The following is a 26967-nucleotide window of genomic DNA, read 5'->3' as shown; positions in this document are numbered from 1 at the left end:
GCACACCGGGTCCGGTTCGCGCGATCAGGTCCGGATGCGCGGTCGACCGCTGGGCGCGGCCGGCGCCCCGGACCGGGTGGGCGCGCGAGAGTACCCTGGAGGGACATGAACCCCACCCTCCGCCCCCGCCGGCTGCGGCAGAGCGCGCCCATGCGCCGCCTCGTGGCCGAGACCCGCATCCACCCCGCGCAGCTCGTGCTGCCGATGTTCGTGGCGGAGGGGATCGACGAGCCGAAGCCGATCTCGTCGATGCCCGGCCAGGTGCAGCACACGCTCGACTCGGCAGCCCGCGAGGTCGAGCGCGCGATCGCCGCCGGCGTCGGCGGCGTCATGCTCTTCGGCGTCCCCGAGCACAAGGATGCGGTGGGCTCCGGCGCCGACGCGCCCGACGGCATCCTCAACCGCGCCGCCGCCTTCCTCGCCGAGCGCTTCGGCGACCAGACGGTCGTGCAGACCGACCTGTGCCTCGACGAGTTCACCGACCACGGCCACTGCGGCGTGCTCACGGCGGCCGGCGAGGTCGACAACGACCTCACGCTCGAGCGCTACGCCGCCATGGCGGTCGCGCAGGCCGAGGCGGGCAGCCAGCTGCTCGGCCTCAGCGGCATGATGGACGGCCAGGTCGCGCACGTGCGCGCGGCGCTCGACGCCGCCGGCCACGAGACCACCGCGATCCTCGCCTACTCGGCCAAGTACGCCTCCGCGCTCTACGGCCCCTTCCGCGAGGCCGTCGACTCGAGCCTCACGGGCGACCGCAAGACGTACCAGCAGGATCCGGCCAACCGCCGCGAGGGCCTGCGCGAGGCGATCCTCGACCTCGCCGAGGGCGCCGACATCGTCATGGTGAAGCCCGCGAGCCTCTACCTCGACGTGCTCGCCGACGTCGCGGCCGTCGCCGACGTGCCCGTGTGGGCCTACCAGGTGTCGGGCGAGTACGCGATGGTCGAGGCGGCCGCCGCGAACGGCTGGATCGACCGCGACCGCCTCATCGCCGAGAGCCTCACGAGCATCGTGCGCGCGGGCGCGGATGCGGTGCTCACGTACTGGGCGATCGAGCAGGCCGAGTGGATCGGGGCACGGGCATGAGCACGAACGCAGAGCTCTTCGAGCGCGCCAAGCGCGCCATCCCCGGCGGCGTGAACAGCCCGGTCCGCGCCTTCGGATCGGTCGGCGGCACGCCCCGCTTCCTCGTGGCGGCCAAGGGTCCGCACGTCACCGACGCGGAGGGCCGCGAGCTCGTCGACCTCGTCGCCAGCTGGGGCCCCGCGATCCTGGGGCACGCGCATCCGGAGGTGGTGCAGGCCGTGCAGGACGCCGCGGCCCACGGCCTCTCGTTCGGCGCCTCGACGCCCGCCGAGGCGCTGCTCGCCGAGGAGGTGGAGGCGCGCGTCGGCCCCGTCGAGCGGCTGCGCCTCGTCTCGACCGGCACCGAGGCGACGATGACGGCGATCCGGCTCGCGCGCGGCGCGACCGGCCGCGACCTGCTCGTGAAGTTCGACGGGCACTACCACGGGCACTCCGACGGCCTCCTCGTCGCGGCGGGCTCCGGCCTCGCCACGCTCGCGATGCCCGGCTCGGCCGGCATCCCGGAGGCCGTGGCCGGCACGACGCTCGTGGTGCCGTACAACGACCGCGCCGCGATCGAGGCGGTCTTCGCCGAGCACGGCGACCGCATCGCCGCCGTCATCGTCGAGGCCGCGGCCGCCAACATGGGCGTCGTGCTGCCGGACGGCGACTTCAACGCCTTCCTCGCCCGCACGGCGCACGCCCACGGTGCGCTGCTCATCAGCGACGAGGTGCTCACGGGCTTCCGCGTCTCGCGCGCCGGCATGTGGGGCCTCGAGGGCTGGACGGGCGACGACGCCCCCGACCTCCTCACGTTCGGCAAGGTCATCGGCGGCGGCATGCCGCTCGCCGCGCTCGGGGGCCGCCGCGAGCTCATGGAGCTGCTCGCGCCGCTCGGCCCCGTCTACCAGGCGGGCACGCTGTCGGGGAACCCGGTCGCGGTCGCGGCGGGCCTCACGACCCTGCGGCTCGCGACGCCGGGCGTCTACGACCGGATGGAGCACGCGGCCGACGTCATCGAGGGGGCGCTCACGGAGGCGCTCGCCGCCGAGGGCGTCGCGCACGCGATCAGCCGGGTCGGGAGCCTGTTCTCGGTCGCGTTCCGCGAGGAGGCCCCGCGCTCGTTCGAGGAGGCGAAGGCGCAGGACGCCTTCCGCTACCCGCCGTTCTTCCACGCGATGCTCGACGCGGGCGTGAGCCTGCCGCCGAGCGTGTTCGAGGCGTGGTTCGTCACGGCGGCGCACGACGAGGCGGCGCTCGGCCGGATCGTGGACGCGCTGCCGAGGGCCGCGCGCGCGGCGGCGGCTGCCACCGCCTGAGGCACCGCCGCCCTGCGCGGGCGCCGGTCGTGGTCGTCAGCGGCCGCCGCTGAGCGACCCCTGGGAACCCTCGACCGCGGCCCCCGGCGGGCGTAGCGTGTGCGCATGGCGAGCGCGCAGGCATGCCCCAGCTGCGGCACCGCCATGCGCCCGATCGTCTGGGGCTACGGCACCATCGCCGACGTGGCGGATGCCGGCGACGTCGTGATCGGCGGCTGCGTCGTCGACGTCGACGAGGTGGGCCGCGTCGCCGCGTTCCAGTGCCCCGCGTGCGGCACGCGCGCCGACGACGGCGGCTTCGCGCTCGAGCAGCCCGAGCCGGTCGTCGCGGTCGTCGAGCACCCGTTCAGCGTCGGCGCCTCGCCGGCACCGGTCCAGCAGGAGGTCAGCATGTCGGATGCATCGCAGCAGCAGTTCTCGGGCGACGACTTCGGCGCCGCCGTCGGCGAGGGCAGCTGGCCGGGCCAGGCGACGCCGTACTCGTCGCGCGACGACGAGATCCCGGCCGCATCGGCCGCGGCCCCCGACCACGTGGAGCCGTACAGCTCGCGCTCCGGCGAGACGCCGCCGCCGTCGGCGCCGATGCCCGATCACGTCGAGCCGTACGCGTCGCGATCCGACGACATCCCCGGGGCGCCGGGCGCCTCCGTCGATCGGGTCGAGCCGTACGCGTCGCGCGAGCAGGACGACCCGCCGCGCGTCGAGGGGTCGTGGCAGGAGCGGATCGCGCCGTTCGACGGGGGAGCGTCCGGCGACGCGGACGTGCCGCTGGACGCGGCGGCCGACGACCCGCAGGCGGGCGTCGAGGCGCCCGGCGAGTACACGGATGCGTCAGCCGACGATCCGCAGGCGGACGCGGAGCAGACGGAGGTCGTCCACGGCTCGGTGGACGCGATCGCCGAGCACAACCGGGGCGCCGATGACGACCGCTTCTCGGACGCCGAGGAGGAGGGCTGGCCCCCGGGCCGCGCCGACTGAGCGCCGCCGCATCCGGTCCACCCGCTCCGCGACCCCAGCCGGTCGGGCCGCCCCTCAGCGGGTCGAGCCACTCCGCTGGTCGAGCCGGACGGCGCCGCGGGCGCCGCCCGAGTCGAGACCATCAGCGCGGCAGGCAGCTCCACAGGCGAGCGGTCTCGAGACGCGTGCGGCCCCCGGCCGCCCGCTCCTCGACCGACGACGTCAGAACAGCCGCGCGTGCCCCGAGTCGATGCCGCGCATCTCGTCGTAGTCGAGCACGACGCAGCGGATGCCGCGGTCCTCGGCGAGCGTGCGCGCCTGCGGCTTGATCTCCTGCGCCGCGAACACGCCCGTCACGGGCGCGATCCGCGGGTCGCGGTTCAGCAGCTCGAGGTACCGGGTGAGCTGCTCGACGCCGTCGATCTCGCCGCGCCGCTTGATCTCGACCGCGACGGTCGCCCCGCCCGCATCCCGCGCGAGGATGTCGACCGGCCCGATCGCCGTCATGTACTCGCGCCGCCACAGCTCGTAGCCGTCGCCGAGCCGCTCGATCTGCTCGGCGAGCAGCACCTGCAGGTGCGCCTCCACGCCGTCCTTCACGAGGCCCGGATCGACGCCCAGCTCGTGCGAGGAGTCGGCGTGCACCTCGTGCACCGAGACGATGAGCGAGTCGCCCGTCTTCTTGTGCTTGACGGTCCACACCTCGGTGACGCCGACGCTCCGCTGCTCCTCGTCGGGCTCGGACGCCTCGAAGGTGGCGGGCGGGCTCATCCAGTTGAGCGGCTTGTAGGAGCCGCCGTCGGAGTGCACGAGGATCGAGCCGTCGGCCTTCAGCATGAGCACGCGCGGCGCGAGCGGCAGGTGGGCCGAGAGCCGGCCTGCGTAGTCGACGGAGCAGGTGGCCACGACGAGCCTCATGCGGATGCCTCCTTGACGGCGGTGCCGCGCTCGCGCGCGACGTGGGCGGTGACGAGCGAGAGCAGCACGAACGCGAGCACCGCGAGCAGTGCGTTGCGGATGCCGAACGACTCGCCGAGCAGGCCGAGCAGCGGCGGCCCGGCGAGGAACGCGACGTAGCCGATCGCCGAGACGGTGCCGACGCGGGCGGCGGCGAGGCGCGGCTCGTCGGCGGCGGCGCTCATGCCCACGGGGAAGCCGAGGCTGGCGCCGAAGCCCCACAGCATGACGCCGCCGACGACGAGGGCCGGATGCTCGGCGACGATCACGAGCAGGAGGCCGACGGCGGCGATGACGGCGGTGGCGCGCAGCACGGGCACGCGCCCGAAGCGGTCGAGCAGCCAGACGCCGAGGAGTCGGCCGCCCGTCATCGAGGTGAGGAACAGCGCGAGCATGAACGCGCCGCCCTCCTTCGTGAAGCCGTGGCCGTCGACCATGACGAGCGCGAGCCAGTCGTTGGCGCTGCCCTCGGTGAGGGCCATGCCGAGCACCATGAGGCCGAGCAGCAGCGTGCGCGGGTCCTTCCAGACGCGCAGGCGCTCGGCGAGCGTCACGGGCTCCTCGTGCTCCTCCACCTGGTCCTCGGGCAGGTGGCGGTGCACGAGCACGGCGATGACGGCGGTGGCGACGAGCACGACGAGCGCCTGCACGTCGAGCCCGATGCCGAGCAGCTCGAAGAGGCCGCCGAGGCCCGCGCCGGCGACCGTGCCGAGCGAGAAGAAGGCGTGGAAGATCGGCATGATCGAGCGGCCGAGGGCGCGCTCGTTCGCGGCGCCCGTGATGTTCATGGCGACGTCGGTGATGCCGGTGAGGCTGCCGCCGACGATGAAGCCGACGACGAGCAGCCAGGCGAGGCCCGCCTCGGCGGCGTAGCCGGCGATCGCGAGGCCGAGCGCGGTGGCGACGAGGCCGATGCCGACCACGCGGCGCGTGCCGAACGCGTGCACGACGTGGCTGGCGACGAGGAGGCCCGAGATCGAGCCGATCGAGATGCCGAGCAGCAGCAGGCCCATCTCGCCCGTGGAGGCGCCGAGGGAGTCGCGCACGTGCGGCACGCGGGCCAGCCACGAGGCGAAGCCCATGCCGACGGTGAAGAAGGCCGCGAAGACGGCGTTCCGCCATGCGGCGAGCTGGGGCTGGGGCACCAGGACATCCTGCCGCACGGCCTGCCCTGACCGCGCCGCCGCGCCCGCCCCTGCCGCTGGTCGAGGAGCGCGCGGCCGCAGGCTGCACGCGTCTCGAGACCACGACGGCCGGGACGGCCGTCGGCGCTGGCGTCGCGGCGGAGGCGCGAAAGCGCCTCCGCTTCCAGCTCCAGCGCGCTCAGCGAACCCTCGGCCGACCGAGCGCCGCATCCGGGCCCCGCGGGAGTACCGTCACCCCATGGGCGATCCGGTGATCGTCACCCGCCGGCTCGAGAAGCGGTTCGGCAGGGTGCGCGCGCTCGACGGCCTCGACCTCGAGGTCGCCGCAGGGCAGGTGCACGGCTTCCTCGGCCCGAACGGCGCCGGCAAGTCGACCACCATCCGCGTCCTCCTCGGCATGCTTCGAGCAACGGGCGGCGAGGCGAGCGTGCTCGGCATGCATCCGTGGCGCGACGCGGTCGCCATCCATCGCCGGGTCGCCGCGGTGCCGGGCGACGTCACGCTGTGGCCGAACGTCACGGGCGGCGAGGCGATCGACACGATCACGCGCCTCCGCGGCCTCCGCGCTCCGGCGCCGGAGCGGCAGCGGCTCGTCGAGGCGTTCGACTTCGATCCGCGCCGCAGGGCGAAGACGTACTCGAAGGGCAACCGCCAGAAGGTCGCGCTCATCGCCGCGCTCGCCTCGCCGGCCGACCTCTACATCCTCGACGAGCCCACGAGCGGCCTCGATCCGCTCATGGAGTCGGTGTTCACCGAGGAGGTGCGGCGCATCGCCGACCGCGGCGCGACGGTGCTGCTCTCGAGCCACATCCTCAGCGAGGTCGAGCGGCTCTGCTCGCACGTCTCGATCATTCGGGCGGGGCGGATCGTGGAGTCCGGCACGCTCGAGCAGCTGCGGCACCTGCAGCACACCGCGGTCGCGTACACGGGGCCGGCGCCGACCGGGCTGCCGGTCGCGGATGTCGTCGTCGACGGCGATCGGGTGCGCATGAGCGTCGCACCCGACCACCTCGCGCCGGTGCTCGCGTTCCTCGCCGAGCGCGGCGCGACGGCGGTGACGATGCAGCCACCGAGCCTCGAGGAGCTGTTCCTGCGCCACTACGGGCCGGATGCGGATGCGCCGGCCGCCGCTGCCGAAGGCGCGGCGGGCGACGTTGCGGGCCACAGGGCCGCAGCCGCAGCCGGGAGGCCTGCGCCGGCGTCGCCCCCGGCGGCCGAGCCCGAGCACGGCCGCCGCGCGCGGCACGGGTGACGCGATGAGCGGCGCAGGCCTGCTGCTCGCGACGATCCTCCGCCGCGACCGCGGGCTCGTCGTGATCTGGGTGGTCGGCATCGTCGGGCTGTGGGCTGCGGGCACGGCGGGCCTCGGCGCGGCCTTCGACGAGCAGGCGAGGCAGGCGCTCGTCGCGCTGCTCGCCGCCCAGCCCGCGCTGCTGCTGCTCCGCGGCGCGCCCGCCGGCACCGAGCTCGGCGCCGTCATGTTCGTGTCGACCTTCAACTACCTCGCCGTGATGCTCGGGCTCATGATGACGTTCTTCGCCGTGCGGCACTCCCGCGGCGACGAGGATGCCGGCCGCGCCGAGCTGGTGCGCGGCGCCGCGGTGGGCCGCTGGGCGCCGCTCGCCGCGATCCTCGTGGCGGGTGCGATCGAGATCGCGATCGTGGCCGCGCTCTTCCTCGCGGTGTCCGTCGCCCTCGGGCTGCCGGCGGGCCCCTCGGCGCTCGCGGCCGTCGGCCTCGCGGGCGTCGGTGCCGCGGCGATGCTCGTCGGGCTGCTCGCGGCGCAGGCGCTGCCGACCTCGCGCGGCGCCAACGGCGCGGCGGCGGTCGTCGTAAGCGCGTGGTTCCTCGTGCGCGGCGTGGGCGACGCGCTGGGCGAGGCGAGCGCCGACCTCACGCGCGTGACGCCCGCGTGGCCGGCGTGGCTGTCGCCGATCGGCTGGGTCGGGCTCGCGCATCCGTACGCCGATCCGCCGTGGGAGCCGGACCCGACCCCGCTGCTGCTGCTGGTGCCGCTGCTGGCGGTGCTCGGGGCCGCGGTCGCGCTCGTGGAGTCGCGGCGCGAGCTGGGCGAGTCGCTGCTGCGCTCGCGGCGGGGTCGCGGCACGGGGTCGGCGGCGCTCGGCGCGAACCCGCTCGGCGCGCCGCTCGGGCTCGCGCTGCGCACGACGCGCGGCGGACTCGTCGTGTGGGTGGTGGTGGCGGCGGTGCTGGGCGCCGTGGCCGGCCGGCTCGCGCCGGCGGTGGCGAGCGCGCTCGACGACAACCCGGCGCTGCGGCGCCTCGTGCAGACGCTCGGGCAGGAGTCCGGCACCGACACCGAGGGCATCTTCCTCACGGCGCTCGCGGGCATCGTCGGGGTGCTCGCGTGCGCGGCGGCGATGCAGCCGGTGCTGCGGCTGCGGCACGAGGAGCTCGCGCACGGCGAGGCGGTGCTCGCGGCCTCGGTGCGCCGCAGCGGCTGGCTCGCGAGCCACCTCGTGCCCGGGGTGGTCGCAGCGCTGCTGACGCTCGCGGTGTTCGCGGCCGTCGTCGGCCTCTCGCTCGCCTCCTCGGGCGACGACCGCTGGTCGCAGCTGGTGGAGATCCAGGTGACGCACCTGCCGCTGGTCGCCGTCTACCTCGCGGTCGCGGCGGCGATCGTCGCGTTCGTGCCGGCGGCGGTGCTGTGGCTCGGCTGGCTGCTGCTCATCGGGCTCATGCTCGTCGGGGAGTTCGCGCCGCTGTTCGGCGAGGACTGGGAGTGGGTGCAGGACGGCAGCCCGTTCCACTGGGTCGCGAACCCGCTCGACGCGGACCCCGACTGGACGGGGTCGTGGTGGATGCTCGGCATCGCGGCCGTCCTGCTGGCCGCCGCGTTCGTCCGCTTCTCCCGCCGCGACGTCACCGTCTAGCCGTGCTCGGCACGATGCCGCCCTAGGGTCGGTGCCCCCCTCGGGTCGGTGCCTCCCGCCCGGAGGATTCGGTCCGCAACGGCCGCATGACCGCATATCGCAGCCATGTGCCCGCTGACGGCAGATTCCTCCGGGCTTCGCCCTCTCCGCTGGTCGAGGAGCGCGCGGGCGCAGGCCGCCCGCGTCTCGAGACCACAGCGCGGCGAACCGTCCGCCATGCTGTGGTCTCGACTCGCTCAGCGGCCTGCGGCCGCGGAGCGGCTCGACCGGCGGGATGAGGAGCGGCTGGCGCCCCCGGTCTGGCGTCGCGGCAGAGGCGCACACGCGCCTCCGCTTTCAGCTCCAGCGCGCTGGTCGAGGAGCGCGCGGCCGCAGGCCGCCCGCGTCTCGAGACCATCCACGTGGCGAACCGCCCGCCGCGCTGTGGTCTCGACTCGCTCAGCGGCCTGCGGCCGCGGAGCGGCTCGACCGGCGGCGGCACACCTCAGCAGGTCGCCAGCAGCATCGGCACGAGCAGCCCGTTCAGGTCGTAGAGCCCCGGCACCTGGCCCGACGAGTCCCGCCCCGTCACACCCAGCGTCACCTGCCGCTCGCCGTCGGCCGACGTGTACGCCACGCTCAGCGTGCCGAGCGACGCGCCGTCGTGGCCGTACAGGTACTGGCCGGGCAGGCACGGGTCCGGCACCCGGTACACGCCGAGCCCGTACTCCAGCACGTCGGTCGACACGGGCGCGAGCATCTCGTCGAGCAGCGGCTGCGACACCAGCTCGCCCGTCACGAGCGCCTCGGTGAAGGTCGCGAGGTCCTCGGTGGTCGACACGACCGCGCCCGCGTGCGAGAAGTAGGTGGGGTCGAAGTGCTGCAGGTCGTGCCAGGCCGCGCCGTCCCACATCGCCTCCCGCAGCTCCGTGCCGCGCAGGCCCGGCTCGTCGGGGTAGCGGGTGCGGTCCATGCCGAGCGGGTCGAGGATGCGCTCCTCCAGCAGGTCGGCGACGCTGCGGCCGGTGGCGGCCTCGAGCGCGACGCCGAGCGTCGTGTAGCCGACGTTGGAGTAGACGAAGCCGCCGGGCGCGGTCCACGGGCCGGCCTCCGCGACGGCGAGGTGCTCCTCGTCGGGGTAGCGGTCGCCGAGCGCCGCGATGGTCTGCTCCCACGAGGTCGGGTCGTCGACGTGGCCGAGCAGCAGCTGGTCGCTGCCGTACGGCATGCCGGAGGTGTGGCTCAGCAGCTGCCGCAGCGTGACCTCCGGATGCGTCGGCAGGATCGTCGGGTCGACGTCGCCGATGCGGGTGTCGAGCGTCCAGGTGCCGCGCTCGACCTCCTGCAGCACGAGCGTCGCGACGAGCATCTTCGTGTTGCTCGCGGCGCGGAACGGGCTGTGGGGGAGGGCCGGCGGCCGGCGGTCCTGCGTGCGATCGCCCGCGGCGCCCGCCCAGGCGTCGTCGCCCACCTCGACGCGGGCGGTGACGGCGATCGCGCCGTCGTCGACGAGCCGCTCGACGGCGGCGTCGAGGCCGCGGGCGTCGAGCCCGCCCTCGCCGGGCACGGCCTGCGGCGCTCCGGGCGCCTGCTGGATGCGCGCCTGCGGCGCCGCCTGCTGCCAGAGCTGCTGGTGCAGCGCCGTGGGGTCGGGCACGGGATCCGGCACCGGCTGCGCCGCACCTCCCGTGAGCGCCATCGCCGCGGCGATGGCCGCGGCGGTCGTCAGGGTCGTCCTCGTGCGCATCCGTGCCTCCTCGTCGATCCGAGCCGGCGCGCTGCCGCACCGACCCCTCCACGCAAGCAGGACGGCCGCCGGGCCGCCTCCGTCGCGAGGCGGAACCACGCTCCGTCAGACGAGGGACGCGCTCAGCGCACCCGCCCCGGCCGCAGCCACGCGTCGCCGCGGGCCCGCAGTCCGAGCGTCGTGGCGCGCGCCCCAAGGTAGCCGAAGCCGAAGGCGGCCCAGACGATCGCGAGCGACGGCCAGCCCGGCACGAGAGCGACCAGCAGCAGCGGCAGGTAGACGAGCAGGTTGAGGATGCCGGTCCAGGCCAGGTAGCGAGCGTCGCCGGCGCCGATGAGCACGCCGTCGAGCACGAACACGAAGCCGGCGATCGGCTGCGCGAGGGCGAGCAGCACGAGCGCCGCAGGCAGCGCCGCGAGCACCTCCGCATCCGTGGTGAAGGCAGCACCGGCGTTCCACGCGAGCCCGAGCAGCACGCCGCCCACGACGACGCCGAAGCCGATGCCCCAGCCCTGCAGGCGACGCGTGACGGCGCGCGCCTCCGCCACGTCGTGCGCGCCGAGCGCCTTGCCGACCATCGCCTGCCCGGCGATCGCGAGCGCGTCGAGCGCGAAGGCCAGGGTCGAGAAGATCGCGAAGGCGATCTGGGTGGCGGCGAGCGTCGCCGTGCCCGCCTGCGTCGCCACCGCGGTCGTCGCGAGCAGGCCCGCGCGCAGCGAGAGCGTGCGCACGAACAGCCAGCCGCCCGTCGAGGCGGTGCGGCCGAGGCTCTCGAGCCGCAGCCCGAGACCCACGCCCTCGCGCCGGGCCTCGCGCACCGCGATCCAGCCGAGCCACAGCGCCATGCCCCACTGGGCGATGACGGTGCCGGTCGCCGAGCCGGCGACGCCGAGGCCCATCCCGTAGATCAGCAGCACGTTGAGCGCCGCGTTCGCGCCGAAGCCGACGCCCGCCACGAGCAGCGGCGTGCGTGTGTCCTGCAGCCCGCGCAGCAGGCCGGTCGCGGCGAGCATGACGAGCATCGCGGGCAGGCCGAGGATCGAGATGCCGAGGAACGTCGCTGCGTGCTCGGTCACCGCTGCCTCGGCGCCGAAGAGCGCCACGAGCGGGTGCGCGAAGGGCGTCGCGAGCAGCAGCGCGGCCCCGACGACGAGCGCGAGCCAGATGCCGTCGACGCCGGCGCGGATGGCGGCCGGCCGGTCGCCCGCGCCGAGCAGCCGCGCGACGGCGGGCGTGGTGCCGTAGGCGAGGAAGATGAGCAGGCCGACGGCCGTGTGGAGCACCGAGGCGCCGATGCCGACGCCCGCGAGCTCCTCGGCGCCCAGGTGGCCGACGAGCGCGGTGTCGACGAGCAGGAACGCGGGCTCCGCGACGAGCGCCCCGAGCGCGGGGAGGGCGAGGCGCAGGATCTCCCGATCCCGCGCATCCGTCCGCACCCGCACCCGATCACGCTAGCCGTCGCCGCCCACGCGGCCGCCCATGCGATGCGGCGTCCGCCCCGTGGATGCCGTGCGACGGGGCCGCGAGCGCGCGTCGGCGCCGTCCTGCCGCCGCACGGCGGCGCGCACCTAGGATCGGGACATGACGACCCTGCCCTCCGGCCTCCCCGTCGACGACTTCTCCGACCGCATCCGCCCGCAGGACGACCTGTTCCTGCACGTGCACGAGCGCTGGCTCGAGCGCACCGAGATCCCCGACGACAAGGCCCGCTGGGGCTCGTTCGCGGTGCTCGCCGAGGCGGCCGAGGAGGCCGTGCGCGAGATCGTCGTCGAGATGCAGCAGGCCGAGCCGGGCACGGATGCGCGCAAGGTCGGCGACCTCTACGCGTCGTTCCTCGACGAGGCCGCCGCCGACGCGAAGGGCATCGACCCGATCCGCCCCATGCTCGAGCGCATCGAGGCGGTGTCGTCGATCGACGAGCTGCTCGAGCTGCTCGGCGACCTCGAGGCGGAGGGCGGCCCCGGCTTCGTCGGCCAGTGGGTCGACACCGACCCGGGCGACCCCTCGCGCTACCTCGTGCACATGACGCAGGGCGGCCTCGGCATGCCCGACGAGTCGTACTACCGCGAGGAGGCGTTCGCCGAGATCCGCGAGGCCTACCTCGCGCACCTCGAGACCATGCTCGGCCACCTCGACCCGGAGACGGCGCAGGCGGATGCGGCCACGGTGTTCGCGCTCGAGACCGAGCTCGCGCTCCACCACTGGAACCGCGTCGACTCGCGCGACGACGAGAAGACCTACAACCTGCAGCGCCCGCTCGCCGACCACCCGCGCCTCGCGCCGTGGATCCGCGCCGTCCACGCGCCGGAGGGCACGTACGACGAGGTCGTCGTGCGCCAGCCGAGCTACCTCGAGGGGCTGGCCTCCATGCTCGTCGACGAGCGCCTCGACGAGTGGCGCGCCTGGGCGCGCGCCGCGCTCATCCGCGGCTACGCCCCGTACCTGACCACGCAGATCTCGCGCGACCTCTTCGCGTTCCAGGGCACCGTGCTCACCGGCGCCACCGTGCAGCGCGAGCGCTGGAAGCGCGGCGTCTCGCTCGTCGAGGGGCTGCTCGGCGACGCCGTCGGCCGCATCTACGTCGAGCGCCACTTCCCGCCGGACGCGAAGGAGGCGATGGACGCGCTCATCGACCGGCTCGTGGAGGCGTACCGCGCCTCGATCGTCGACCTCGAGTGGATGGGCGCCGAGACCCGTGAGCGCGCGCTCGCGAAGCTCGACGCGTTCACGCCGAAGATCGGCTACCCGAAGCACTGGAAGGACTACGGCTCGCTCGAGATCGGCGACGACCTCGTCGCGAACGTGCAGGCCGCGACGCGCTTCGAGCACGACCGCGAGCTCGCGAAGGTCGGCAAGCCCATCGACCGCGACGAGTGGTTCATGAACCCGCAGACGGTCAACGCCTACTACAATCCGGGCTTCAACGAGATCGTCTTCCCCGCGGCCATCCTGCAGCCGCCGTTCTTCGACGCGCACCGGGATGCGGCGGCCAACTTCGGCGCGATCGGCGCCGTCATCGGCCACGAGATCGGCCACGGCTTCGACGACCAGGGCTCGAAGTTCGACGGCGACGGCCGCCTCCACGACTGGTGGACCGAGGACGATCGCCGTGCGTTCGACGAGCGGACGGGCTCGCTCATCGCGCAGTACGACGCGCTCGAGCCGGCCGCGGCGCCGGGCCACAAGGTGAACGGCGCGCTGACGATCGGCGAGAACATCGGTGACCTCGGCGGCGTCGGCATCGCGTGGCGGGCGTACGTGGCCTCGCTGGAGGGCGAGGAGCCGCCCGTGATCGACGGCCTCACGGGCGCGCAGCGCTTCTTCCTCTCCTGGGCGTACGCGTGGCAGCTGAAGATCCGGCCCGCCGAGGCCGTGCGCCTCGTCTCGGTCGACCCGCACTCGCCCAACGAGCACCGCACGAACCAGGTCGTGAAGAACATCGACGCGTTCGTCGAGGCGTTCGACGTGCGCCCCGGCGACGGCCTCTGGCTCGACCCCGAGGCCCGCGTCACCATCTGGTGACCGCGGCGCCGACGGGCGGGCGTCCCCCAGCAACCTGGGAGGGTGCACAGGCCGCCCGTCGGTATCGTGGGCACCGGACAGGCCGGCTGCTGCCGGCACCCCGACGGCAGGAGCGAACATGCGCGGCAGGATCCTCTTCGTGATCGGTCTCGGCGCCGGCTACGTGCTCGGCGCGAAGGCCGGACGCCAGCGGTACGAGCAGATCGCGAGCGCGGCCGACAAGGTCTGGAACTCGCAGTCGGTCGCGAAGCAGCGGCACGAGGTGCAGCACTTCGTCGAGACGAAGGCGCCCAAGCTCGTGGAGGCCGCCACCGACGCGGCCGGCGGCGCGATCGACAAGGTGACGCGCCGTGGCGCGCGCCGCGGCGGCGCTGGCTCGAACGGCGCTGGGAGCGCCTGATGCCCGTGCGCAAGTCGCTCGGTGAGCTCCTGGCCGAGACGCCAGGGCTCATCGTCGACCTCATCAAGGCGGAGGTCGACCACCTGAAGGCCGAGGCCGCGGCCAAGGCGAAGGGCTACGGCATCGGCGCGGGGCTCCTCGCGGGCGCCGGATTCTTCGCCGTCTTCCTCTTCGGCTGGCTCCTCGTCGCCGCGTTCGAGGGCCTCAACGAGGCCTTCGCACCGTGGCTCTCGGCGCTGCTCGTGTCGGCCTTCCTGCTGCTGCTCGTGGGCATCCTCGCGGCCGTGGGGCTCGCGTCGATCAACCGCAGCAAGGGCGGCTTCGAGACCGTCGACTCCCTCAAGGACGACGTCAACATGGTGAAGGGCCTCGGCCACGCGGGCGACGGCACGAGCCCGCTCGACGACCTGCCCGCCCGGACGACGACGACCACGACGACCGACGGAGGCGCGCGATGAGCGACCCGCAGCGCGAGATCGACCGCAAGCGCGAGGAGGTGCGCCAGCACCTCGACGAGATCGAGTCCCGGGTGAACCCGCGCAAGGTCGCCGACCGCGTCATCGGCCGCGCGCAGGACTCGTACAACGACGACCCGACGCCCTGGCTCGCCGCGGCCGCCGGCGCCGCCGTGCTGGTCGTGGGCGGCATCGTGCTCGCGATCGTCCGCCGCTGAGCGCGCCCGCCGCGCTCACCGACGAGGGCCGCGCCTTCGTCGAGGAGCGGCACCTCGCCACGCTCTCGACGATGCGGCGCGACGGATCCATCCACGTGACGGCCGTCGGGTTCACGGTCGAGGAGGCGCATGGCTGCCTCGTCGTCCGCATCATCACCGACGGCGCCTCCCAGAAGGTGCGCAACGTGCTTCGCGACCCGCGCGCGAGCGTCGCGCACGTCGACGGCGCCCGGTGGATCTCGTTCTCGGGCACGGCGACCGTGTCCGACGAGCCCGAGGACGTGGCGGACGCGGTCGCCCGGTACGCGCGCCGCTACCGGCAGCCGCGCGAGAACCCGACGCGGGTCGTCGTCCGCATCGCGGTCGAGCGCGCGATGGGCTCCCGCGGCCTGCTCGAGGCCTAGGCCGCGACCGCGGCCCTCGCCCCGAGCTCGCGGCGCTCCACCTGCAGCGTGGCGAGGTCGACGCGCACCGCGGTCTCGGGCGCCATCTCGTGCCAGCCGTCGCCCGTGAGGCCGCTCGAGGTCACGGCGATCGCGCCGTCCTCCGAGCGCCGCCACGACAGGCGGTAGTAGTGGTCGACGTGGTCGGCCGGGAGGTCAGGGCCGAGGCCGGACGCCTCGAACTCCTTGTGCGGGATCGGCGCGCCCTCGTTCGCGTGCACGGCGATGAGCTCCTCGGGCGAGAGCACGAGCAGGTTGAGTGCCGATCGCGGGAACTCGCGGCGCAGCTCGACGACGGTCGACGTGACGGCGTCGAAGAGCGGCTCGCCGGCGTCGACGCGGCGCAGGATGAGCGCGAAGACGGCGGCAGTGTCGGTGTTGCCGCCCACGCGCGCGAGCTCCTCGTCGCTCACCTTGGCGCGCAGCTGCGCGAAGGGCGAGATGGAGCCGTTGTGGGCGAGCGCGATGTCGTCGACGCGGAACGGGTGCGTGTTCGAGACGCGGTTCGCCATGCCCTCGGTCGCGAGGCGCAGGTGCGTCAGGCGCGCCAGCGAGGGCGTGTCGCCGAGCGCGCCCGCGAGGTCGGGGCTGTCGACGCCGCGCGCGGGGTCGCGGTAGCGGCGGATCTCCTGGCCGGCGAGCCATGCCGTGCCCCAGCCGTCGGCGTGCAGTCGGCCGAGCCGCTGCCACTCGGCCGCTGCCGAGTCGCCGATGACGTCCTTCGTCGTGGCAGGGGCGGGGGAGACGTGCGCGAGCAGTCTGCACATGGGTCTCTCCCTCCTTCCTGTTCCCACCATCATCCCGCATCCGACGGCGCGGCGCCGGGCGTGCCGTCATACTGCGTCACGCGCGTCGCGGACGCGCCCGGCGCCGAGCCGGATCGCGGCGACCGGTGCGGGAGGATGGTGGGATGAGCGTCGAGCTGAGCCTGGAGCAGCGGGCGATCCTCGAGCGCATCGAGGCGGGGCAGGAGCACCTGTTCATCACGGGCCGCGCCGGCACCGGCAAGTCGACCCTCCTGCGGCACCTCGTCGACGGCTCGGACCGGCAGATCGTCGTCTGCGCGCCCACGGGCGTCGCGGCGCTCAACGTGGGCGGGCAGACCGTCCACTCGCTGCTGAAGCTGCCGCTCGGCGTGATCGCCGATGCGCCGCTGCGCCAGAGCGCCGAGCTCAAGCGGCTGCTGGGCACGATCGACCTGCTCGTCATCGACGAGATCTCGATGGTGAACGCCGACCTCATGGATGCGATCGACCGCTCGCTGCGGCAGGCGCGCGGTGTGCGCGCGGTCCCGTTCGGCGGCGTGCAGGTCGTCATGTTCGGCGACCCGTACCAGCTGGCGCCCGTGCCGGGCGACGGCGAGGAGCGCGCCTACTTCGCCGATCACTACGACTCGATGTGGTTCTTCGACGCGCGCGTGTGGCGCGAGGAGGCCGAGCTCGCGGTGGTCGAGCTCGTGCACATCCATCGCCAGGCCGACCTCGAGTTCAAGCAGGCGCTCAACGCCGTGCGGCACGGCACGGTCACGGCCGAGATCGCGCAGCTGCTCAACGACGCGGGCGCCCGCACGCCCCCGGGCGACGACGTGCTCACGCTCGCGACGCGCAACGACACCGTCACGCGCATCAACGGCCGCGAGCTCGCGCGCCTCCCCGGCCGCGCGAAGACCGCGTCGGCCGAGATCACGGGCGACTTCGGCGGCCGGCAGTACCCGGCCGACGCCGACCTGCAGCTGAAGCTCGGCGCGCAGGTGATGTTCCTGCGCAACGACTCGGAGGGGCGCTGGGTCAACGGATCGCTCGGCAAGGTCGTCGACATCGGCGGCACCGTGTGGGTCGAGGTCGACGGCGAGCAGCACGAGGTGGAGCCGGCGGTCTGGGAGCAGTACCGCTACTCGTACTCGCCGACGACGAAGGAGATCAAGCGCGACGTCGTGGCCGAGTTCACGCAGTTCCCGCTCCGGCTCGCGTGGGCGGTGACGATCCACAAGTCGCAGGGCAAGACGTTCGACCGCGCGGTCGTCGACCTCGGCCAGCGCGCCTTCGCGCCGGGGCAGACGTACGTGGCGCTCAGCCGGCTCACGTCGCTCGAGGGGCTGTACCTGACGCGGCCGCTGCGGCCGGGCGACATCATCGTCGACCAGCGGGTGCGGCAGTTCATCCACGGCATCCGCGAGCGGGACGCGGCGCGGGCCGCGCGCGCCGACCTGCGGCCCGAGGGCGCGGCGGATGCGGCGCCGCCGACCGAGACGGCCGCGGAGGCCGAACGGCGCGACCTGGTCGAGGCGTACGCGCCCGACGCGCCGACGCCCTTCTAGGCCGCGCGGCCGTCGCCGGGCAGCGAAGCCGCCGCGGCCGGCTCGCCGTGCTCGAGGATCGGCAGCGCGGCGAGCTCCTCGAGGAAGCGCGTGGCCGCGCGCCGCTCCTCGCTCGACATCCGGGCCGCGATCGCGAACCGGCGGGTGTGGTCGCGCCCCACGGAGTCGCGCGCGGTGGCCCGCGTGGTCTCGGTCACGACGATCGAGAGCGCCCGGCGATCGGTGGGGTGCGACTCGCGGCGGATGTGGCCGCCCCGCTCGAGCCGGTCGAGCATCTTCGTCACCGACGGCCCGGTGATGCCGAGGTGCTCGGCGAGCATCGTCGAGGTGACGATGGTGCCGTCGCGGCTCGTCGCGAGCACGAAGCGGATGGCGCGCATGTCGTTCTCGTTGAGGTTCATGAACCGCCTGCTCGCCTCGCTGTGCGCCTCGGAGGCGCGGTGCCAGCGCCGCAGCGCGTGGAAGAGGTCGACGATCTCGTCGATGGCGTCCTCGTCCAGGCCCTCCCGCTCGACGAGCTCGGCGGATGCGTCGAATCGGCGCGGATCGAGCATCGCCCGATCGTCCGCGCCGCGATCGTTCGACGGCAGAGCCATGCGCTCATAGTACGGCCCCGACTCATAGTTGCAACGGCTAATCATTTGCTACGCTCACGGCATGTCGCTTCGCGCCGTCCCTGACGAGGAGCTCGTCGTCCTGCTCGACGCGGACGGGGAGGCGATCGGCTCGGCCCCGAAGGCGACGGTCCACACCGACGCGACCCCGCTCCACCTGGCGTTCTCGTGCCACCTGCTCGACGCGGAGGGGCGGATGCTCGTCACGCGCCGCGCGCTCACGAAGGTCGCGTGGCCCGGCGTCTGGACCAACTCCTGCTGCGGCCACCCGGCTCCCGGCGAGGCGATGGAGGATGCCGTGCGCCGGCGGCTCCGCGACGAGCTCGGCACCGGCGTCGTCGACCTCGAGCTCGTGCTGCCCGCCTTCTCGTACCGCGCGGTCGACGCGAGCGGCATCGTCGAGCACGAGCGGTGCCCCGTCTACGTCGGCCGCATCGACGGCCCGCTCGAGCCGAACCCGGCCGAGGTCGCCGAGTGGCAGTGGGTCGAGCCCGAGCGGCTCGCGCAGGCGCTGCGCGCGACGCCCTGGGCGTTCAGCCCCTGGCTCGTGCTCCAGGCCGAGCAGCTCCCCGTGCTGGCAGGTGCATCGTGACCGCCGTCGACGCGCGGACCGCGCTCGCCGAGGTGCAGGCGCGCATCCACGGGATCGTCGCGCCGACCGGCCCGCACCCCGTGCAGTCGGAGGCCGAGCGCGCCGCCGTGGGCGGCAAGCTGCTGCGTCCGCGCCTCCTCATCGCCGCTGCGGGGGGCTGCGCCGACCACGCGGCCCTCGTCTCGACCGCCGCGGCGCTCGAGCTGCTCCACGTCGCGCTCCTCGTCCACGACGACGTCATCGACGGCGACCTCGAGCGGCGCGGCGCGCCCTCGATCGCCGGCGCCGCGGTGACCGCCGCGACCGAGGCGGGCCTCGGCGCCGAGCACGCGCAGCGGCTCGGGCTCACGACCGCGGTCGTCTCGGGCGACGTGCTCCTCGCCCGGGCGCTCGCCGAGCTGGCGCGGCTCGACGTGCCGCTCGACGTGCGGCGCGCCGTCGCCGACGTCGTCGAGCGCGCGCTCGTGCGCGCCGCCGAGGGCGAGCACGACGACGTGCTGCTCGCGGGCGGTGAGCCCGACGAGCTCGCGATCGAGCGGGTGCTCGAGCTGAAGACGGCCGACTACTCGTTCCGCGCGCCGCTCGAGCTGGGCGCCATCCTCGGCGGCCGCGAGCCCGAGGCGGTCGAGGCCCTCGGCTCGATCGGCACCCGGATGGGCGTGCTCTACCAGCTGCGCGACGACGTCCTCGGCGTCTTCGGCGACGAGGCCGTCACGGGCAAGAGCGCGCTGAGCGACATCCGCGCCGGCGCCCCGACCATGCTCGTGCTGCTCGCGCGGCGCGAGCCCGAGTGGTCGACGGTCGCCGCCCTCTACGGCCGGCCGGACGCCGACGCCGGCGACGCCTCCCGCATCCGGGCCGTGCTGCGCGGCACCGGCGCCCTCGACGCGCTCGAGGCGCGCATCGCCGAGGGCGCCGCGGCGCTCCGCGCGACGATCGCCGAGGCGCCCGTCGAGCAGGCGCTCCGCGACGAGCTGCTCACCATCCTCACCCGCTGCGTGGAGCGTGCACGATGACCGAGCCCACCACCGGCCTCGACCTGTACACCGCCACCGCCCGCCGGGCGAGCGCGACGGTCATCGAGGCGTACTCGACCTCCTTCGGCATGGCGAGCCGGCTGCTGCCGTCGGGGATGCGCGGCGACATCCAGGCGGTCTACGCGCTCGTGCGCGTCGCCGACGAGATCGTCGACGGTCCCGGCGCCGAGTCGGGGCTCGACGGTGCAGCGTGCCGCGACGTGCTCGACGCCCTCGAGCGCGAGGTCGAGCGGGCGATCGCCACCGGGTTCAGCGCCGACCTCGTCGTGCACGCCTTCGCCGAGACCGCCCGCCGCGTCGGCATCGGCGCCGAGCACACCGCCCCCTTCTTCGCCGCGATGCGCCGCGACCTCGACCCGGTCGCGTTCGCCGACGAGCGCGAGCTGCGCGACTACGTGTACGGATCGGCCGAGGTCGTCGGCCTCATGTGCGTGCGCTGCTTCACCGCCGGCCGCCGCCTGCCCGACGCCGAGGCGCGCCGCGTCGCGCGCGGCGCCCGCGCGCTCGGCAGTGCCTTCCAGGTGGTCAACTTCCTCCGCGACCTCGGCGCCGACGCCGACGGCCTCGGCCGCGCGTACCTGCCCGGGCTCGACCCCGCGCATCCGACCGACGCCGCCGTCGGCCGCGTGCTCGACCGCCTCGAGGGCGAGCTGCGCATCGCCCGCGCGACCATCCCCAGCCTCCCGCCCGAGGCCCGCCCGGCGGTGCTCGCCGCGCACGACCTCTTCGCGGCGCTCGCGCGCCGCATCCGCGCCACCCCGGCCGACGAGCTGCCGCGCCGCCGCATCAGCGTGCCCCGCGGCGAGAAGGCCGCGATCGTCGCCCGCGCCGCGGTCGGCGCCGGCATCGCCCGCGCGGGCCTCGCCCGCCAGCGCGGCGTCGTCGCCGAGCCGGTGCGGGGGCTCGCCCGATGAGCCGCATCGTCGTCATCGGCGGCGGCATCGCGGGCATCGCCTCCGCCGGGCTGCTCGCGCGCGACGGGCACGACGTCACGCTGCTCGAGCAGGGCGAGGCGCTCGGCGGCCGCGCCGGCGTGTGGCGACACGAGGGCTTCACGTTCGACACCGGCCCCTCATGGATGCTCATGCGCGAGCCCTACGAGCACGCGTTCCGGATGCTCGGGTCGAGCCTCGAGGCCGAGGTCGACGTCGTGCGCCTCGACCCCGCCTACCGCGTCCACTACGAGGGTCAGGCCGAGCCGCTCGAGGTCTCCGGCGACCTCGAGACGACCATCGCGCGCGTCGAGGCGATCGAGCCGGGTGCGGGCGAGAAGCTGCGCGCCTACCTCGCCTCGGCCACCGAGACCGCGGAGCTCGCCACGAGCGGCCTGCTCTCGAACCGCTTCGACTCGCCCGCCGCCTTCGCCGGCCTCGGCCTCGCGCGTCGCCTGCCGACCCTCGGCCGGCTGCTCGTCGAGTCGCTCGAGTCGCGCATCGCGCGCTCGTTCGCCGACCGCCGGCTGCAGCAGGCGCTCGGCTACCCGGCCGTCTTCCTCGGCACCGAGCCCAAGGCCGCGCCGTCGATGTACCACCTCATGAGCCACTTCGACCTCGTCGAGGGCGTCTGGTACCCGCAGGGCGGCTTCGGCCGCATCGTCGACGCGCTCGCCCGGCTCACGGCCGAGGCGGGCGCCGAGATCCGGACCGGCGCGCGCGTCGAGCGGATCCTCGTGCGCGACGGGCAGGCGTGCGGCGTCGAGCTCGGCGACGGCGAGCGCATCGGCGCCGACTTCGTGGTCTCGGCCGCCGACGGCCACGCGACCGACACGCGCCTGCTCGCCCACGTGCCGGGCATGGCGGCGAAGGCGGAGCGGCGCTGGGCCACGAAGGTCGCCGGCCCCTCGGCGGTGCTCGTCATGCTCGGCGTCGACGGCCCGCTGCCCGAGCTCGCGCATCACACGCTCCTCTTCACGGAGGACTGGGAGGAGGGCTTCGGCCGCATCTTCGGCGCGCCCGCCGCCGACCCGGCCGACGGCGTCACCGACCCCGCCTCGCTCTACCTCAGCCGCACCTCCGCCACCGACCCCTCGGTCGCGCCCGAGGGATCCGAGGCGCTCTTCGTGCTCGTGCCCGTGCCCGCCGACGTGCGGCTCGGCGCGGGCGGCGTCGACGGCGGGGGCGACCCGGCCATCGAGCGGATCGCCGACCGCGCGATCGCGCAGATCGCCGACTGGACGGGCATCCCCGACCTCGCCGAGCGCATCCGCGTGCGCCGCACCGTCGGCCCCGCCGACTTCGCGCGGGACCTCGACGCGTGGCGCGGCACCGCGCTCGGCCCCGCGCACACGCTGCGGCAGAGCGCGATGCTGCGCGGCTCGACGAAGCACCCGCGCATCGGCGGCCTGCTGCTCGCAGGCTCCACGACCGTGCCGGGCATCGGCGTGCCGATGTGCCTCATCTCGGCCGAGCTCGTCGTGAAGCACGTGCGCGGCGAGCGCACGACCGGGCCGCTGCAGCCGCTGCCGACCGCGGATCGCACCGGCGACCGGGCGGGGCGCCGCGCCGGGGCGGACGCCCCGTGAGCCTCGCGTACCTCGGGGCGCTCGTGGTCTCGGCGCTCGGTGTGGGCGCGATCGACGTGCGCTGGCGGCTTGCGCTCTTCCGCGACCCGCGCCGCGCGATCGGCGCCGTCGCGCTCACCGCGCTCGTGCTGCTCGCGATCGACCTCGCCTGCATCGCCACCGGCAACTTCCGGCTCGGCGCCTCGCCCTGGATGACGGGGTTCGAGGTGCTGCCGCACCTGCCCATCGAGGAGCTCGGCTTCATCCTCTTCCTCTCGTACTGCTCGCTCGTCGCGCTCACCGGCGCCGAGCGGATCCTCGGCGCGCGGCGCCGCGCGAGGGAGGCCGCATGAGCTACGCCGTCGTCCTCGCGCCGTTCCTCGTCGCCGCGATCGTCGCCGCGGTCGTCGCGATCCGCCGCGACCGGCGGGGCTGGGCGGCGCTCGCGATCGCCGCGGCCGTCATCCTCGTGCTCACCGTCGTCTTCGACTCGCTCATGATCGCCGCCGACCTCTTCCGATTCGACGACGCGCTGCTCGTCGGCATCCGGATCGGCCTCGCGCCGCTCGAGGACCTCGGCTACGCGCTCGTCGCCCTGCTCGTCGTCGCCGCGCTGTGGCGTCTGCTGCCGAGGCGCCTGCTGCCGGGGCGCCGCACCGAGCCGGAGGCCAGCCGTGGCTGAGGCGGCGTCGCCGATGGTGCCCGGCCCCGCGGGACGTGGCGCCGACGGGCCGGGACTCGCCCGTCGGCTGCTGCTCACCTCCCGGCCGGTGAGCTGGATCAACACGGCCTTCCCGTTCGCGGCCGCCATGCTGCTCACGACCGGGCAGGTGGATGCGCGCCTCGTCGTCGGCACGCTGTTCTTCCTCGTGCCGTACAACCTCGCGATGTACGGCATCAACGACGTCTTCGACTACGCGTCCGACGCGCAGAACCCGCGCAAGGGCGGCGTCGAGGGGGCGCTGCTGCCGCCCTCGACGCACCGGGCCACGATCCTCTGGTCGATCGGGCTCGCGCTGCCGTTCGTCGTCGCGCTCGTCGCGATGGGCGGCGCGCTGTCGTGGACCGTGCTCGCCGTCAGCCTCTTCGCGGTCGTCGCGTACTCGGCGAAGGGGCTGCGGTTCAAGGAGGTGCCGGTGCTCGACTCGATCACCTCGAGCACGCACTTCGTGAGCCCCGCCGCCTACGGCCTCGTGCTCGCGGGCGCCGAGTGGACGCCGCAGCTCTGGGCGATCCTCGCCGCCTTCTTCGCCTGGGGCATGGCGAGCCACGCCTTCGGCGCCGTGCAGGACGTCGTGCCCGACCGCGAGGGCGGCATCGCCTCCGTCGCGACCGTGCTCGGCGCGCGCGCCACGGTGCGCCTCGCGATCGCGCTGTGGGCGCTCGCCGGCGCGCTCATGCTCCTCACCGCGTGGCCAGGCCCGCTCGCGGCGCTCGTCGCGGTGCCGTACATCTGGCTCGCCGCGCCGTTCTGGAGCGTGACGGATGCGGCGTCCGGCGCCGCGAACCGCGGCTGGCGACGCTTCCTGTGGGTCAACTACGGATGCGGGTTCCTCGTCACCATGCTCTGCATCTGGTGGGCGATGATGGGCCGATGACCGACCCGAGCGGCTCCACCCCGTCCAGCGCCGGCCTCCCCGAGGCCGCGCCCCTCTCGCCCGAGGCCCCCGTCGGCCCGCTCCCCGAGGAGCAGCGGCGCAGCATCCTCGTCACCGGCGCCACCGGCTACGTCGGCGGCCGCCTCATCCCGCGCCTCACCCACGCAGGCCACCGGGTGCGCGCCCTCGCACGCGACCCCGGCCGCCTCGCCGACGTCGCCTGGGCCGACGAGGTGGAGGTGGTGCGCGGCGACCTCGAGGACGCCGGCAGCCTCGCCGAGGCCTTCGCGGGCCAGGAGGTCGTCTACCACCTGGTGCACGCGATGAGCGCGGGCGGCGACTTCCAGAAGGCGGAGCTCGAGCAGGCCCGCAACGTGGCCGCGGCCGCGCGAGAGGCCGGGGCGCGTCGCATCGTCTACCTCTCGGGCCTCCACCCCGAGGGCGAGGAGCTCTCGGAGCACCTGGCCTCGCGCGTCGCCGTCGGCGAGACGCTGCTCGCGAGCGGCGTGCCGACGATCGTGCTCGAGGCCGGCATCGTCATCGGCTCGGGCTCCGCGTCGTTCGAGATGATCCGCCACCTCACCGAGGTGCTGCCGTACATGCCGGCGCCCAAGTGGGTGCGCAACTTCGTGCAGCCCATCGCGGTGCGCGACGTGCTGCACTACCTCGTGCACGCGGCGACGCTGCCCGACGAGGTGCAGGGCGCCTTCGACATCGGCGGGCCCGACGTGCTGCGCTACGGCCAGGTGATGAACGGCTACGCCGTGGAGGCCGGGCTCCCGCAGCGCCCCATCGCGTCGCTGCCGGTGCTCACCCCGTGGCTCGCCTCGCACTGGGTGAACCTCGTCACGCCCGTGCCGCGCGCCATCGCGATGCCGCTCATCGGCTCGCTCATGCACGACTGCGTCGTGGCCGAGCACCGCATCGACGCCGTCATCCCGCCGCCCGCCCACGGGCTCATGGGATACCGGCAGGCCGTGCGGCTCGCGCTCGCGCGCGAGCGCGCCGGCGACATCGAGTCGAGCTGGCGCTCGGCCTCCGCCGCGGGCGCTCCCTCCGACCCGCTGCCGAACGACCCGCAGTGGTCGGGGTCCACGGTCTTCGAGGATGCGCGCGAGCGCATCACGGACGCCGCGCCCGAGGCGGTGTGGGAGGTCGTCGAGGCGATCGGCGGCGACAAGGGCTGGTACTCGGTGCCGATGCTCTGGAGCATCCGCGGCCTCATGGACCGCGTGGCCGGCGGCGTCGGCCTGCGCCGCGGCCGTCGCGACCCGCAGCGCCTGCGCGCCGGCGACGTCGTCGACTTCTGGCGCGTGGAGCGGCTCGAGCACGGCCGGCTGCTGCGGCTGCGCGCCGAGATGAAGGTGCCCGGGCGTGCGTGGATCGAGTTCCGGGTCGATCCGGCCGACGAGCCCGGGCGCACCCGCTACCGCCAGCGCGCCATCTTCCTGCCGAGCGGGCTCGCCGGCCGCCTGTACTGGTGGTCGCTCGTGCCCGCGCACCACGTCATCTTCGACACCATGACCGCCCGCATCGTCGGCGCTGCCGAGGCGCTCGCGAAGCGATGACGCGCGGCCCTCGCCGCTCGGCCGGGACGATCCCGTGAGGCTCTGGAGCCTGCACCCGGCGCACCTCGACCAGAAGGGCCTCGTCGCGTGGTGGCGCGAGGGGTTGCTCGCGCAGGCGGTGCTCGCGGGGCGCACGAAGGGCTACACGCGGCACCCGCAGCTCGAGCGCTTCCGCGAGACGTCGGATCCGGTGGCCGCCATCGGTGCGCACCTCGGCCACGTGCAGCGGGAGGCCTCGGTGCGCGGCTACCGCTTCGACGCGGCGAGGATCCTCGTGCCCGAGCCGCCGGAGGCGGTGCTCGACGGCGCGATGGCGCTGCCGCCGATCGAGGTCACCACGGGGCAGCTCGCCTTCGAGTGGGCCCACCTCGGCGCCAAGCTCGCGGTGCGCGGGCCGGGACGTTGGGCCGCCGGACCCGTCGCGCATCCCGGCTTCGTCGTCGTGCCCGGGCCGATCGCGTCGTGGGAGCGGCCGTAGCCTCCGCCGTCCGCCCCGGCACCGGATCCGGGATGCGCGGCGGCGCGATTCAGCGGTGCTCGAGGCGCCAGGGGCGCACGTGCATGAGCAGGCGGTGGCGCGGCCCCTCGTCGGTGTCGGGGGCGCCGTCGTAGCCCTCGTCGCCGTGCCAGCGGACGAGCTGCCGCTCGGCGTCCTGCTTCGTCGCGTAGCGGCGGGGCTCGCGCCGGCCGATGGCGGCGAGCGCGGCGTCGACCGTCGGGTAGGCCAGCAGCGAGTCGAGCGTGATCCACGTGGGCGGGAAGAGGCGCATCTGCCCGGCGCCGTGCCGCTTGAGCGCCTCGGCGGGCTTCAGCCACTCCGCCGCCACGGCCTCCGCCTCGTGGAGGCGCAGCTCGCCCGAGGTCGTGGGCGCGACGAAGAACCAGGTGATGAAGGGCGTGGCGAGCCCCTCGGGCGGGGTCCAGTGCGAGAGCGGCACGAGGGTGCCGGGATCGATGACGAGCCCGGTCTCCTCCTCCGTCTCGCGCACGGCCGCCTGGCGGGCGGCGACCTGGTCGTCGCCCTCCGCGTGCGCCGCATCTGCCGGCTCGACGCGGCCGCCGGGGAACACCCAGCCGCCCGCGAAGGAGCCTCGGTCCGGACGCTGCAGCAGCAGCACCTCGATCGCGCCTGCGTCGCCGTCGCGCAGGAGCACGAGGGTCGCGGCCGCCGGGATCTCGCTCACGTGCCGAGGATAACGCCGAGCTGACGATCCCTCGCGGAGGCGCGACATCCGCGTCGTTCCGCGGATCCCGGCGCGCGCCACGCCGTGTCGCGCGGAGGTCCGATCGTGTTGTACAGTAGTCAGGTTGCCACCGAAGAGGGCTGGACAGCGGGTGTGAATCTCACTCCCCGCCGCGTGTCGATTTGACACGGTCCGAGAAGTGGTTACGATAGAGAAGTTGCCTTGGCGCCGACCTGACAGGGAAGGCACGAGAGCGTCTGATCCTTGAGAACTCAACAGCGTGCACAATGTCAAATGCCATATTTTTGAACCCGTCGTGCCTTCGGGCACGCGGATTCCTTTGGATGATGACGGATTGTCAGTAGACGATCCTTATTGTCAAGATCGAACTCGCTGCGTGCCGGTATTTTCCCCGGCTCGTATGCAACTTTTCTTTACGGAGAGTTTGATCCTGGC

Annotated in this window: 27 protein-coding genes; 20 read left to right on the top strand and 7 right to left on the bottom strand. The window is 74.5% G+C overall.

The features are described from left to right. The first annotated feature begins 105 nt into the window (after positions 1-105). The 3 genes from hemB to IEW90_RS00125 all read left to right on the top strand — a co-directional run bounded on the left by hemB (position 106) and on the right by IEW90_RS00125 (position 3362). Positions 106-1086 (top strand): porphobilinogen synthase, encoded by a 981-nt coding sequence (gene hemB, locus IEW90_RS00135; RefSeq protein WP_188714759.1) that lies wholly within the window; start codon positions 106-108, stop codon positions 1084-1086. Next, on the top strand, positions 1083-2384 hold the full coding sequence (gene hemL / locus IEW90_RS00130) for a glutamate-1-semialdehyde 2,1-aminomutase (protein ID WP_188714757.1): 1302 nt from the start codon (positions 1083-1085) through the stop codon (positions 2382-2384). Before hemB ends, hemL begins: the two co-directional genes overlap by 4 nt. A gap of 105 nt (positions 2385-2489) precedes the next feature. Continuing rightward, a complete protein-coding gene (locus tag IEW90_RS00125; RefSeq protein WP_188714755.1) occupies positions 2490-3362 on the top strand; it encodes a hypothetical protein in 873 nt (290 codons plus the stop codon). A gap of 201 nt (positions 3363-3563) precedes the next feature. Here the strand turns inward: IEW90_RS00125 and nucS are convergent, their stop codons facing one another. Continuing rightward, positions 3564-4259, bottom strand: coding sequence for an endonuclease NucS (nucS, locus tag IEW90_RS00120; RefSeq protein ID WP_188714753.1), 696 nt, complete (start codon positions 4257-4259; stop codon positions 3564-3566). Beyond that, entirely contained in the window at positions 4256-5443 is a 1188-nt protein-coding gene (locus IEW90_RS00115) for an MFS transporter (protein ID WP_229679414.1), read from the bottom strand. The genes nucS and IEW90_RS00115 overlap by 4 nt, the downstream gene beginning before the upstream one ends. 238 nt (positions 5444-5681) lie before the next feature. On the opposite strand from IEW90_RS00115, the gene IEW90_RS00110 reads away from it, so the two are divergent. After that, on the top strand, positions 5682-6695 hold the full coding sequence (locus IEW90_RS00110; RefSeq protein WP_188714749.1) for an ABC transporter ATP-binding protein: 1014 nt from the start codon (positions 5682-5684) through the stop codon (positions 6693-6695). Positions 6696-6699: 4 nt separating this feature from the next. Next, complete coding sequence (locus IEW90_RS00105; protein ID WP_188714746.1) at positions 6700-8337, top strand: efflux permease Rv1217c-related protein; 1638 nt, start codon at positions 6700-6702, stop codon at positions 8335-8337. A gap of 484 nt (positions 8338-8821) precedes the next feature. On the opposite strand, the gene IEW90_RS00100 is transcribed toward IEW90_RS00105, so the two are convergent. Both IEW90_RS00100 and IEW90_RS00095 read right to left on the bottom strand, forming a co-directional pair. Further along, positions 8822-10063: a serine hydrolase domain-containing protein gene (locus tag IEW90_RS00100; protein WP_188714744.1), complete on the bottom strand. Its 1242-nt coding sequence runs from the start codon at positions 10061-10063 to the stop codon at positions 8822-8824. Positions 10064-10185: 122 nt separating this feature from the next. Then, positions 10186-11505, bottom strand: a complete 1320-nt coding sequence (locus IEW90_RS00095; protein WP_229679413.1) for an MATE family efflux transporter — start codon at positions 11503-11505, stop codon at positions 10186-10188. Between the two features lie 139 nt (positions 11506-11644). Here IEW90_RS00095 and IEW90_RS00090 point away from each other — a divergent pair, with 139 nt between their 5' ends. The 5 genes from IEW90_RS00090 (at position 11645) to IEW90_RS00070 (ending at position 15062) form a co-directional block, all read left to right on the top strand. Beyond that, complete coding sequence (locus tag IEW90_RS00090) at positions 11645-13585, top strand: M13 family metallopeptidase (RefSeq protein WP_188714742.1); 1941 nt, start codon at positions 11645-11647, stop codon at positions 13583-13585. 118 nt (positions 13586-13703) lie between these two features. Next, entirely contained in the window at positions 13704-13985 is a 282-nt protein-coding gene (locus IEW90_RS00085; RefSeq protein WP_188714740.1) for a hypothetical protein, read from the top strand. Then, positions 13985-14443, top strand: a complete 459-nt coding sequence (locus tag IEW90_RS00080; protein WP_188714738.1) for a phage holin family protein — start codon at positions 13985-13987, stop codon at positions 14441-14443. The genes IEW90_RS00085 and IEW90_RS00080 overlap by 1 nt, the downstream gene beginning before the upstream one ends. Further along, on the top strand, positions 14440-14658 hold the full coding sequence (locus tag IEW90_RS00075) for a DUF3618 domain-containing protein (RefSeq protein ID WP_188714737.1): 219 nt from the start codon (positions 14440-14442) through the stop codon (positions 14656-14658). Before IEW90_RS00080 ends, IEW90_RS00075 begins: the two co-directional genes overlap by 4 nt. Continuing rightward, entirely contained in the window at positions 14655-15062 is a 408-nt protein-coding gene (locus tag IEW90_RS00070; RefSeq protein WP_188717952.1) for a pyridoxamine 5'-phosphate oxidase family protein, read from the top strand. The genes IEW90_RS00075 and IEW90_RS00070 overlap by 4 nt, the downstream gene beginning before the upstream one ends. On the opposite strand, the gene IEW90_RS00065 is transcribed toward IEW90_RS00070, so the two are convergent. After that, the gene (locus IEW90_RS00065) at positions 15059-15868 is read right to left on the bottom strand and encodes a class II glutamine amidotransferase (RefSeq protein WP_188714736.1); all 810 of its coding nucleotides are present in this window, start codon (positions 15866-15868) and stop codon (positions 15059-15061) included. The genes IEW90_RS00070 and IEW90_RS00065 overlap by 4 nt on opposite strands. 143 nt (positions 15869-16011) lie before the next feature. Between IEW90_RS00065 and IEW90_RS00060 the strand changes: the two genes are divergently transcribed. After that, positions 16012-17418 (top strand): ATP-dependent DNA helicase, encoded by a 1407-nt coding sequence (locus IEW90_RS00060; RefSeq protein ID WP_188714733.1) that lies wholly within the window; start codon positions 16012-16014, stop codon positions 17416-17418. Here the strand turns inward: IEW90_RS00060 and IEW90_RS00055 are convergent. Continuing rightward, entirely contained in the window at positions 17415-17972 is a 558-nt protein-coding gene (locus tag IEW90_RS00055; RefSeq protein ID WP_188717951.1) for a MarR family winged helix-turn-helix transcriptional regulator, read from the bottom strand. The two genes, IEW90_RS00060 and IEW90_RS00055, sit on opposite strands and share 4 nt — an antisense overlap. A 103-nt stretch (positions 17973-18075) precedes the next feature. Between IEW90_RS00055 and idi the strand changes: the two genes are divergently transcribed. Genes idi through IEW90_RS00010 form a run of 9 tightly spaced genes read left to right on the top strand, consistent with a single transcriptional unit; the run spans position 18076 to position 25805 of the window. After that, the gene (gene idi, locus IEW90_RS00050) at positions 18076-18624 is read left to right on the top strand and encodes an isopentenyl-diphosphate Delta-isomerase (protein WP_188714731.1); all 549 of its coding nucleotides are present in this window, start codon (positions 18076-18078) and stop codon (positions 18622-18624) included. Next, the gene (locus IEW90_RS00045; protein WP_188714728.1) at positions 18621-19640 is read left to right on the top strand and encodes a polyprenyl synthetase family protein; all 1020 of its coding nucleotides are present in this window, start codon (positions 18621-18623) and stop codon (positions 19638-19640) included. The genes idi and IEW90_RS00045 overlap by 4 nt, the downstream gene beginning before the upstream one ends. After that, positions 19637-20575, top strand: a complete 939-nt coding sequence (locus IEW90_RS00040) for a phytoene/squalene synthase family protein (protein WP_188714726.1) — start codon at positions 19637-19639, stop codon at positions 20573-20575. The genes IEW90_RS00045 and IEW90_RS00040 overlap by 4 nt, the downstream gene beginning before the upstream one ends. Continuing rightward, entirely contained in the window at positions 20572-22182 is a 1611-nt protein-coding gene (crtI, locus tag IEW90_RS00035; protein WP_188714724.1) for a phytoene desaturase family protein, read from the top strand. Before IEW90_RS00040 ends, crtI begins: the two co-directional genes overlap by 4 nt. Beyond that, positions 22179-22514, top strand: coding sequence for a lycopene cyclase domain-containing protein (locus tag IEW90_RS00030; protein ID WP_188714723.1), 336 nt, complete (start codon positions 22179-22181; stop codon positions 22512-22514). The genes crtI and IEW90_RS00030 overlap by 4 nt, the downstream gene beginning before the upstream one ends. Then, positions 22511-22843 (top strand): lycopene cyclase domain-containing protein, encoded by a 333-nt coding sequence (locus tag IEW90_RS00025; RefSeq protein WP_188714720.1) that lies wholly within the window; start codon positions 22511-22513, stop codon positions 22841-22843. The genes IEW90_RS00030 and IEW90_RS00025 overlap by 4 nt, the downstream gene beginning before the upstream one ends. Before the next feature lie 13 nt (positions 22844-22856). Continuing rightward, positions 22857-23759: a prenyltransferase gene (locus tag IEW90_RS00020; protein WP_188717950.1), complete on the top strand. Its 903-nt coding sequence runs from the start codon at positions 22857-22859 to the stop codon at positions 23757-23759. Continuing rightward, positions 23756-25327: an SDR family oxidoreductase gene (locus IEW90_RS00015; RefSeq protein WP_188714718.1), complete on the top strand. Its 1572-nt coding sequence runs from the start codon at positions 23756-23758 to the stop codon at positions 25325-25327. The genes IEW90_RS00020 and IEW90_RS00015 overlap by 4 nt, the downstream gene beginning before the upstream one ends. Before the next feature lie 34 nt (positions 25328-25361). Then, positions 25362-25805 (top strand): pyrimidine dimer DNA glycosylase/endonuclease V, encoded by a 444-nt coding sequence (locus tag IEW90_RS00010; protein WP_188714716.1) that lies wholly within the window; start codon positions 25362-25364, stop codon positions 25803-25805. Positions 25806-25854: 49 nt separating this feature from the next. Here IEW90_RS00010 and IEW90_RS00005 read toward each other — a convergent pair whose 3' ends face one another. Continuing rightward, positions 25855-26511, bottom strand: a complete 657-nt coding sequence (locus IEW90_RS00005) for an NUDIX hydrolase (protein WP_188714714.1) — start codon at positions 26509-26511, stop codon at positions 25855-25857. Between the last annotated feature and the right edge of the window lie 456 nt (positions 26512-26967).

Source organism: Agrococcus terreus (assembly GCF_014645235.1).
GTDB lineage: Bacteria > Actinomycetota > Actinomycetes > Actinomycetales > Microbacteriaceae > Agrococcus > Agrococcus terreus.
Note: the sequence above shows the minus strand (reverse complement) of the source record. Positions and strands in the feature narration are given on the sequence as shown.

Excerpts from the sequence above, each read along its gene's own strand:
- hemB (WP_188714759.1), top strand. The coding sequence starts at position 106 with ATGAACCCCACCCTCCGCCCCCGCCGGCTGCGGCAGAGCGCGCCCATG.
- hemL (WP_188714757.1), top strand. The coding sequence starts at position 1,083 with ATGAGCACGAACGCAGAGCTCTTCGAGCGCGCCAAGCGCGCCATCCCC.
- IEW90_RS00125 (WP_188714755.1), top strand. The coding sequence starts at position 2,490 with ATGGCGAGCGCGCAGGCATGCCCCAGCTGCGGCACCGCCATGCGCCCG.
- nucS (WP_188714753.1), bottom strand. The coding sequence starts at position 4,259 with ATGAGGCTCGTCGTGGCCACCTGCTCCGTCGACTACGCAGGCCGGCTC.
- IEW90_RS00110 (WP_188714749.1), top strand. The coding sequence starts at position 5,682 with ATGGGCGATCCGGTGATCGTCACCCGCCGGCTCGAGAAGCGGTTCGGC.
- IEW90_RS00105 (WP_188714746.1), top strand. The coding sequence starts at position 6,700 with ATGAGCGGCGCAGGCCTGCTGCTCGCGACGATCCTCCGCCGCGACCGC.
- IEW90_RS00100 (WP_188714744.1), bottom strand. The coding sequence starts at position 10,063 with ATGCGCACGAGGACGACCCTGACGACCGCCGCGGCCATCGCCGCGGCG.
- IEW90_RS00090 (WP_188714742.1), top strand. The coding sequence starts at position 11,645 with ATGACGACCCTGCCCTCCGGCCTCCCCGTCGACGACTTCTCCGACCGC.
- IEW90_RS00085 (WP_188714740.1), top strand. The coding sequence starts at position 13,704 with ATGCGCGGCAGGATCCTCTTCGTGATCGGTCTCGGCGCCGGCTACGTG.
- IEW90_RS00080 (WP_188714738.1), top strand. The coding sequence starts at position 13,985 with ATGCCCGTGCGCAAGTCGCTCGGTGAGCTCCTGGCCGAGACGCCAGGG.
- IEW90_RS00075 (WP_188714737.1), top strand. The coding sequence starts at position 14,440 with ATGAGCGACCCGCAGCGCGAGATCGACCGCAAGCGCGAGGAGGTGCGC.
- IEW90_RS00065 (WP_188714736.1), bottom strand. The coding sequence starts at position 15,868 with ATGTGCAGACTGCTCGCGCACGTCTCCCCCGCCCCTGCCACGACGAAG.
- IEW90_RS00060 (WP_188714733.1), top strand. The coding sequence starts at position 16,012 with ATGAGCGTCGAGCTGAGCCTGGAGCAGCGGGCGATCCTCGAGCGCATC.
- IEW90_RS00055 (WP_188717951.1), bottom strand. The coding sequence starts at position 17,972 with ATGCTCGATCCGCGCCGATTCGACGCATCCGCCGAGCTCGTCGAGCGG.
- idi (WP_188714731.1), top strand. The coding sequence starts at position 18,076 with ATGTCGCTTCGCGCCGTCCCTGACGAGGAGCTCGTCGTCCTGCTCGAC.
- IEW90_RS00040 (WP_188714726.1), top strand. The coding sequence starts at position 19,637 with ATGACCGAGCCCACCACCGGCCTCGACCTGTACACCGCCACCGCCCGC.
- crtI (WP_188714724.1), top strand. The coding sequence starts at position 20,572 with ATGAGCCGCATCGTCGTCATCGGCGGCGGCATCGCGGGCATCGCCTCC.
- IEW90_RS00025 (WP_188714720.1), top strand. The coding sequence starts at position 22,511 with ATGAGCTACGCCGTCGTCCTCGCGCCGTTCCTCGTCGCCGCGATCGTC.
- IEW90_RS00020 (WP_188717950.1), top strand. The coding sequence starts at position 22,857 with ATGGTGCCCGGCCCCGCGGGACGTGGCGCCGACGGGCCGGGACTCGCC.
- IEW90_RS00015 (WP_188714718.1), top strand. The coding sequence starts at position 23,756 with ATGACCGACCCGAGCGGCTCCACCCCGTCCAGCGCCGGCCTCCCCGAG.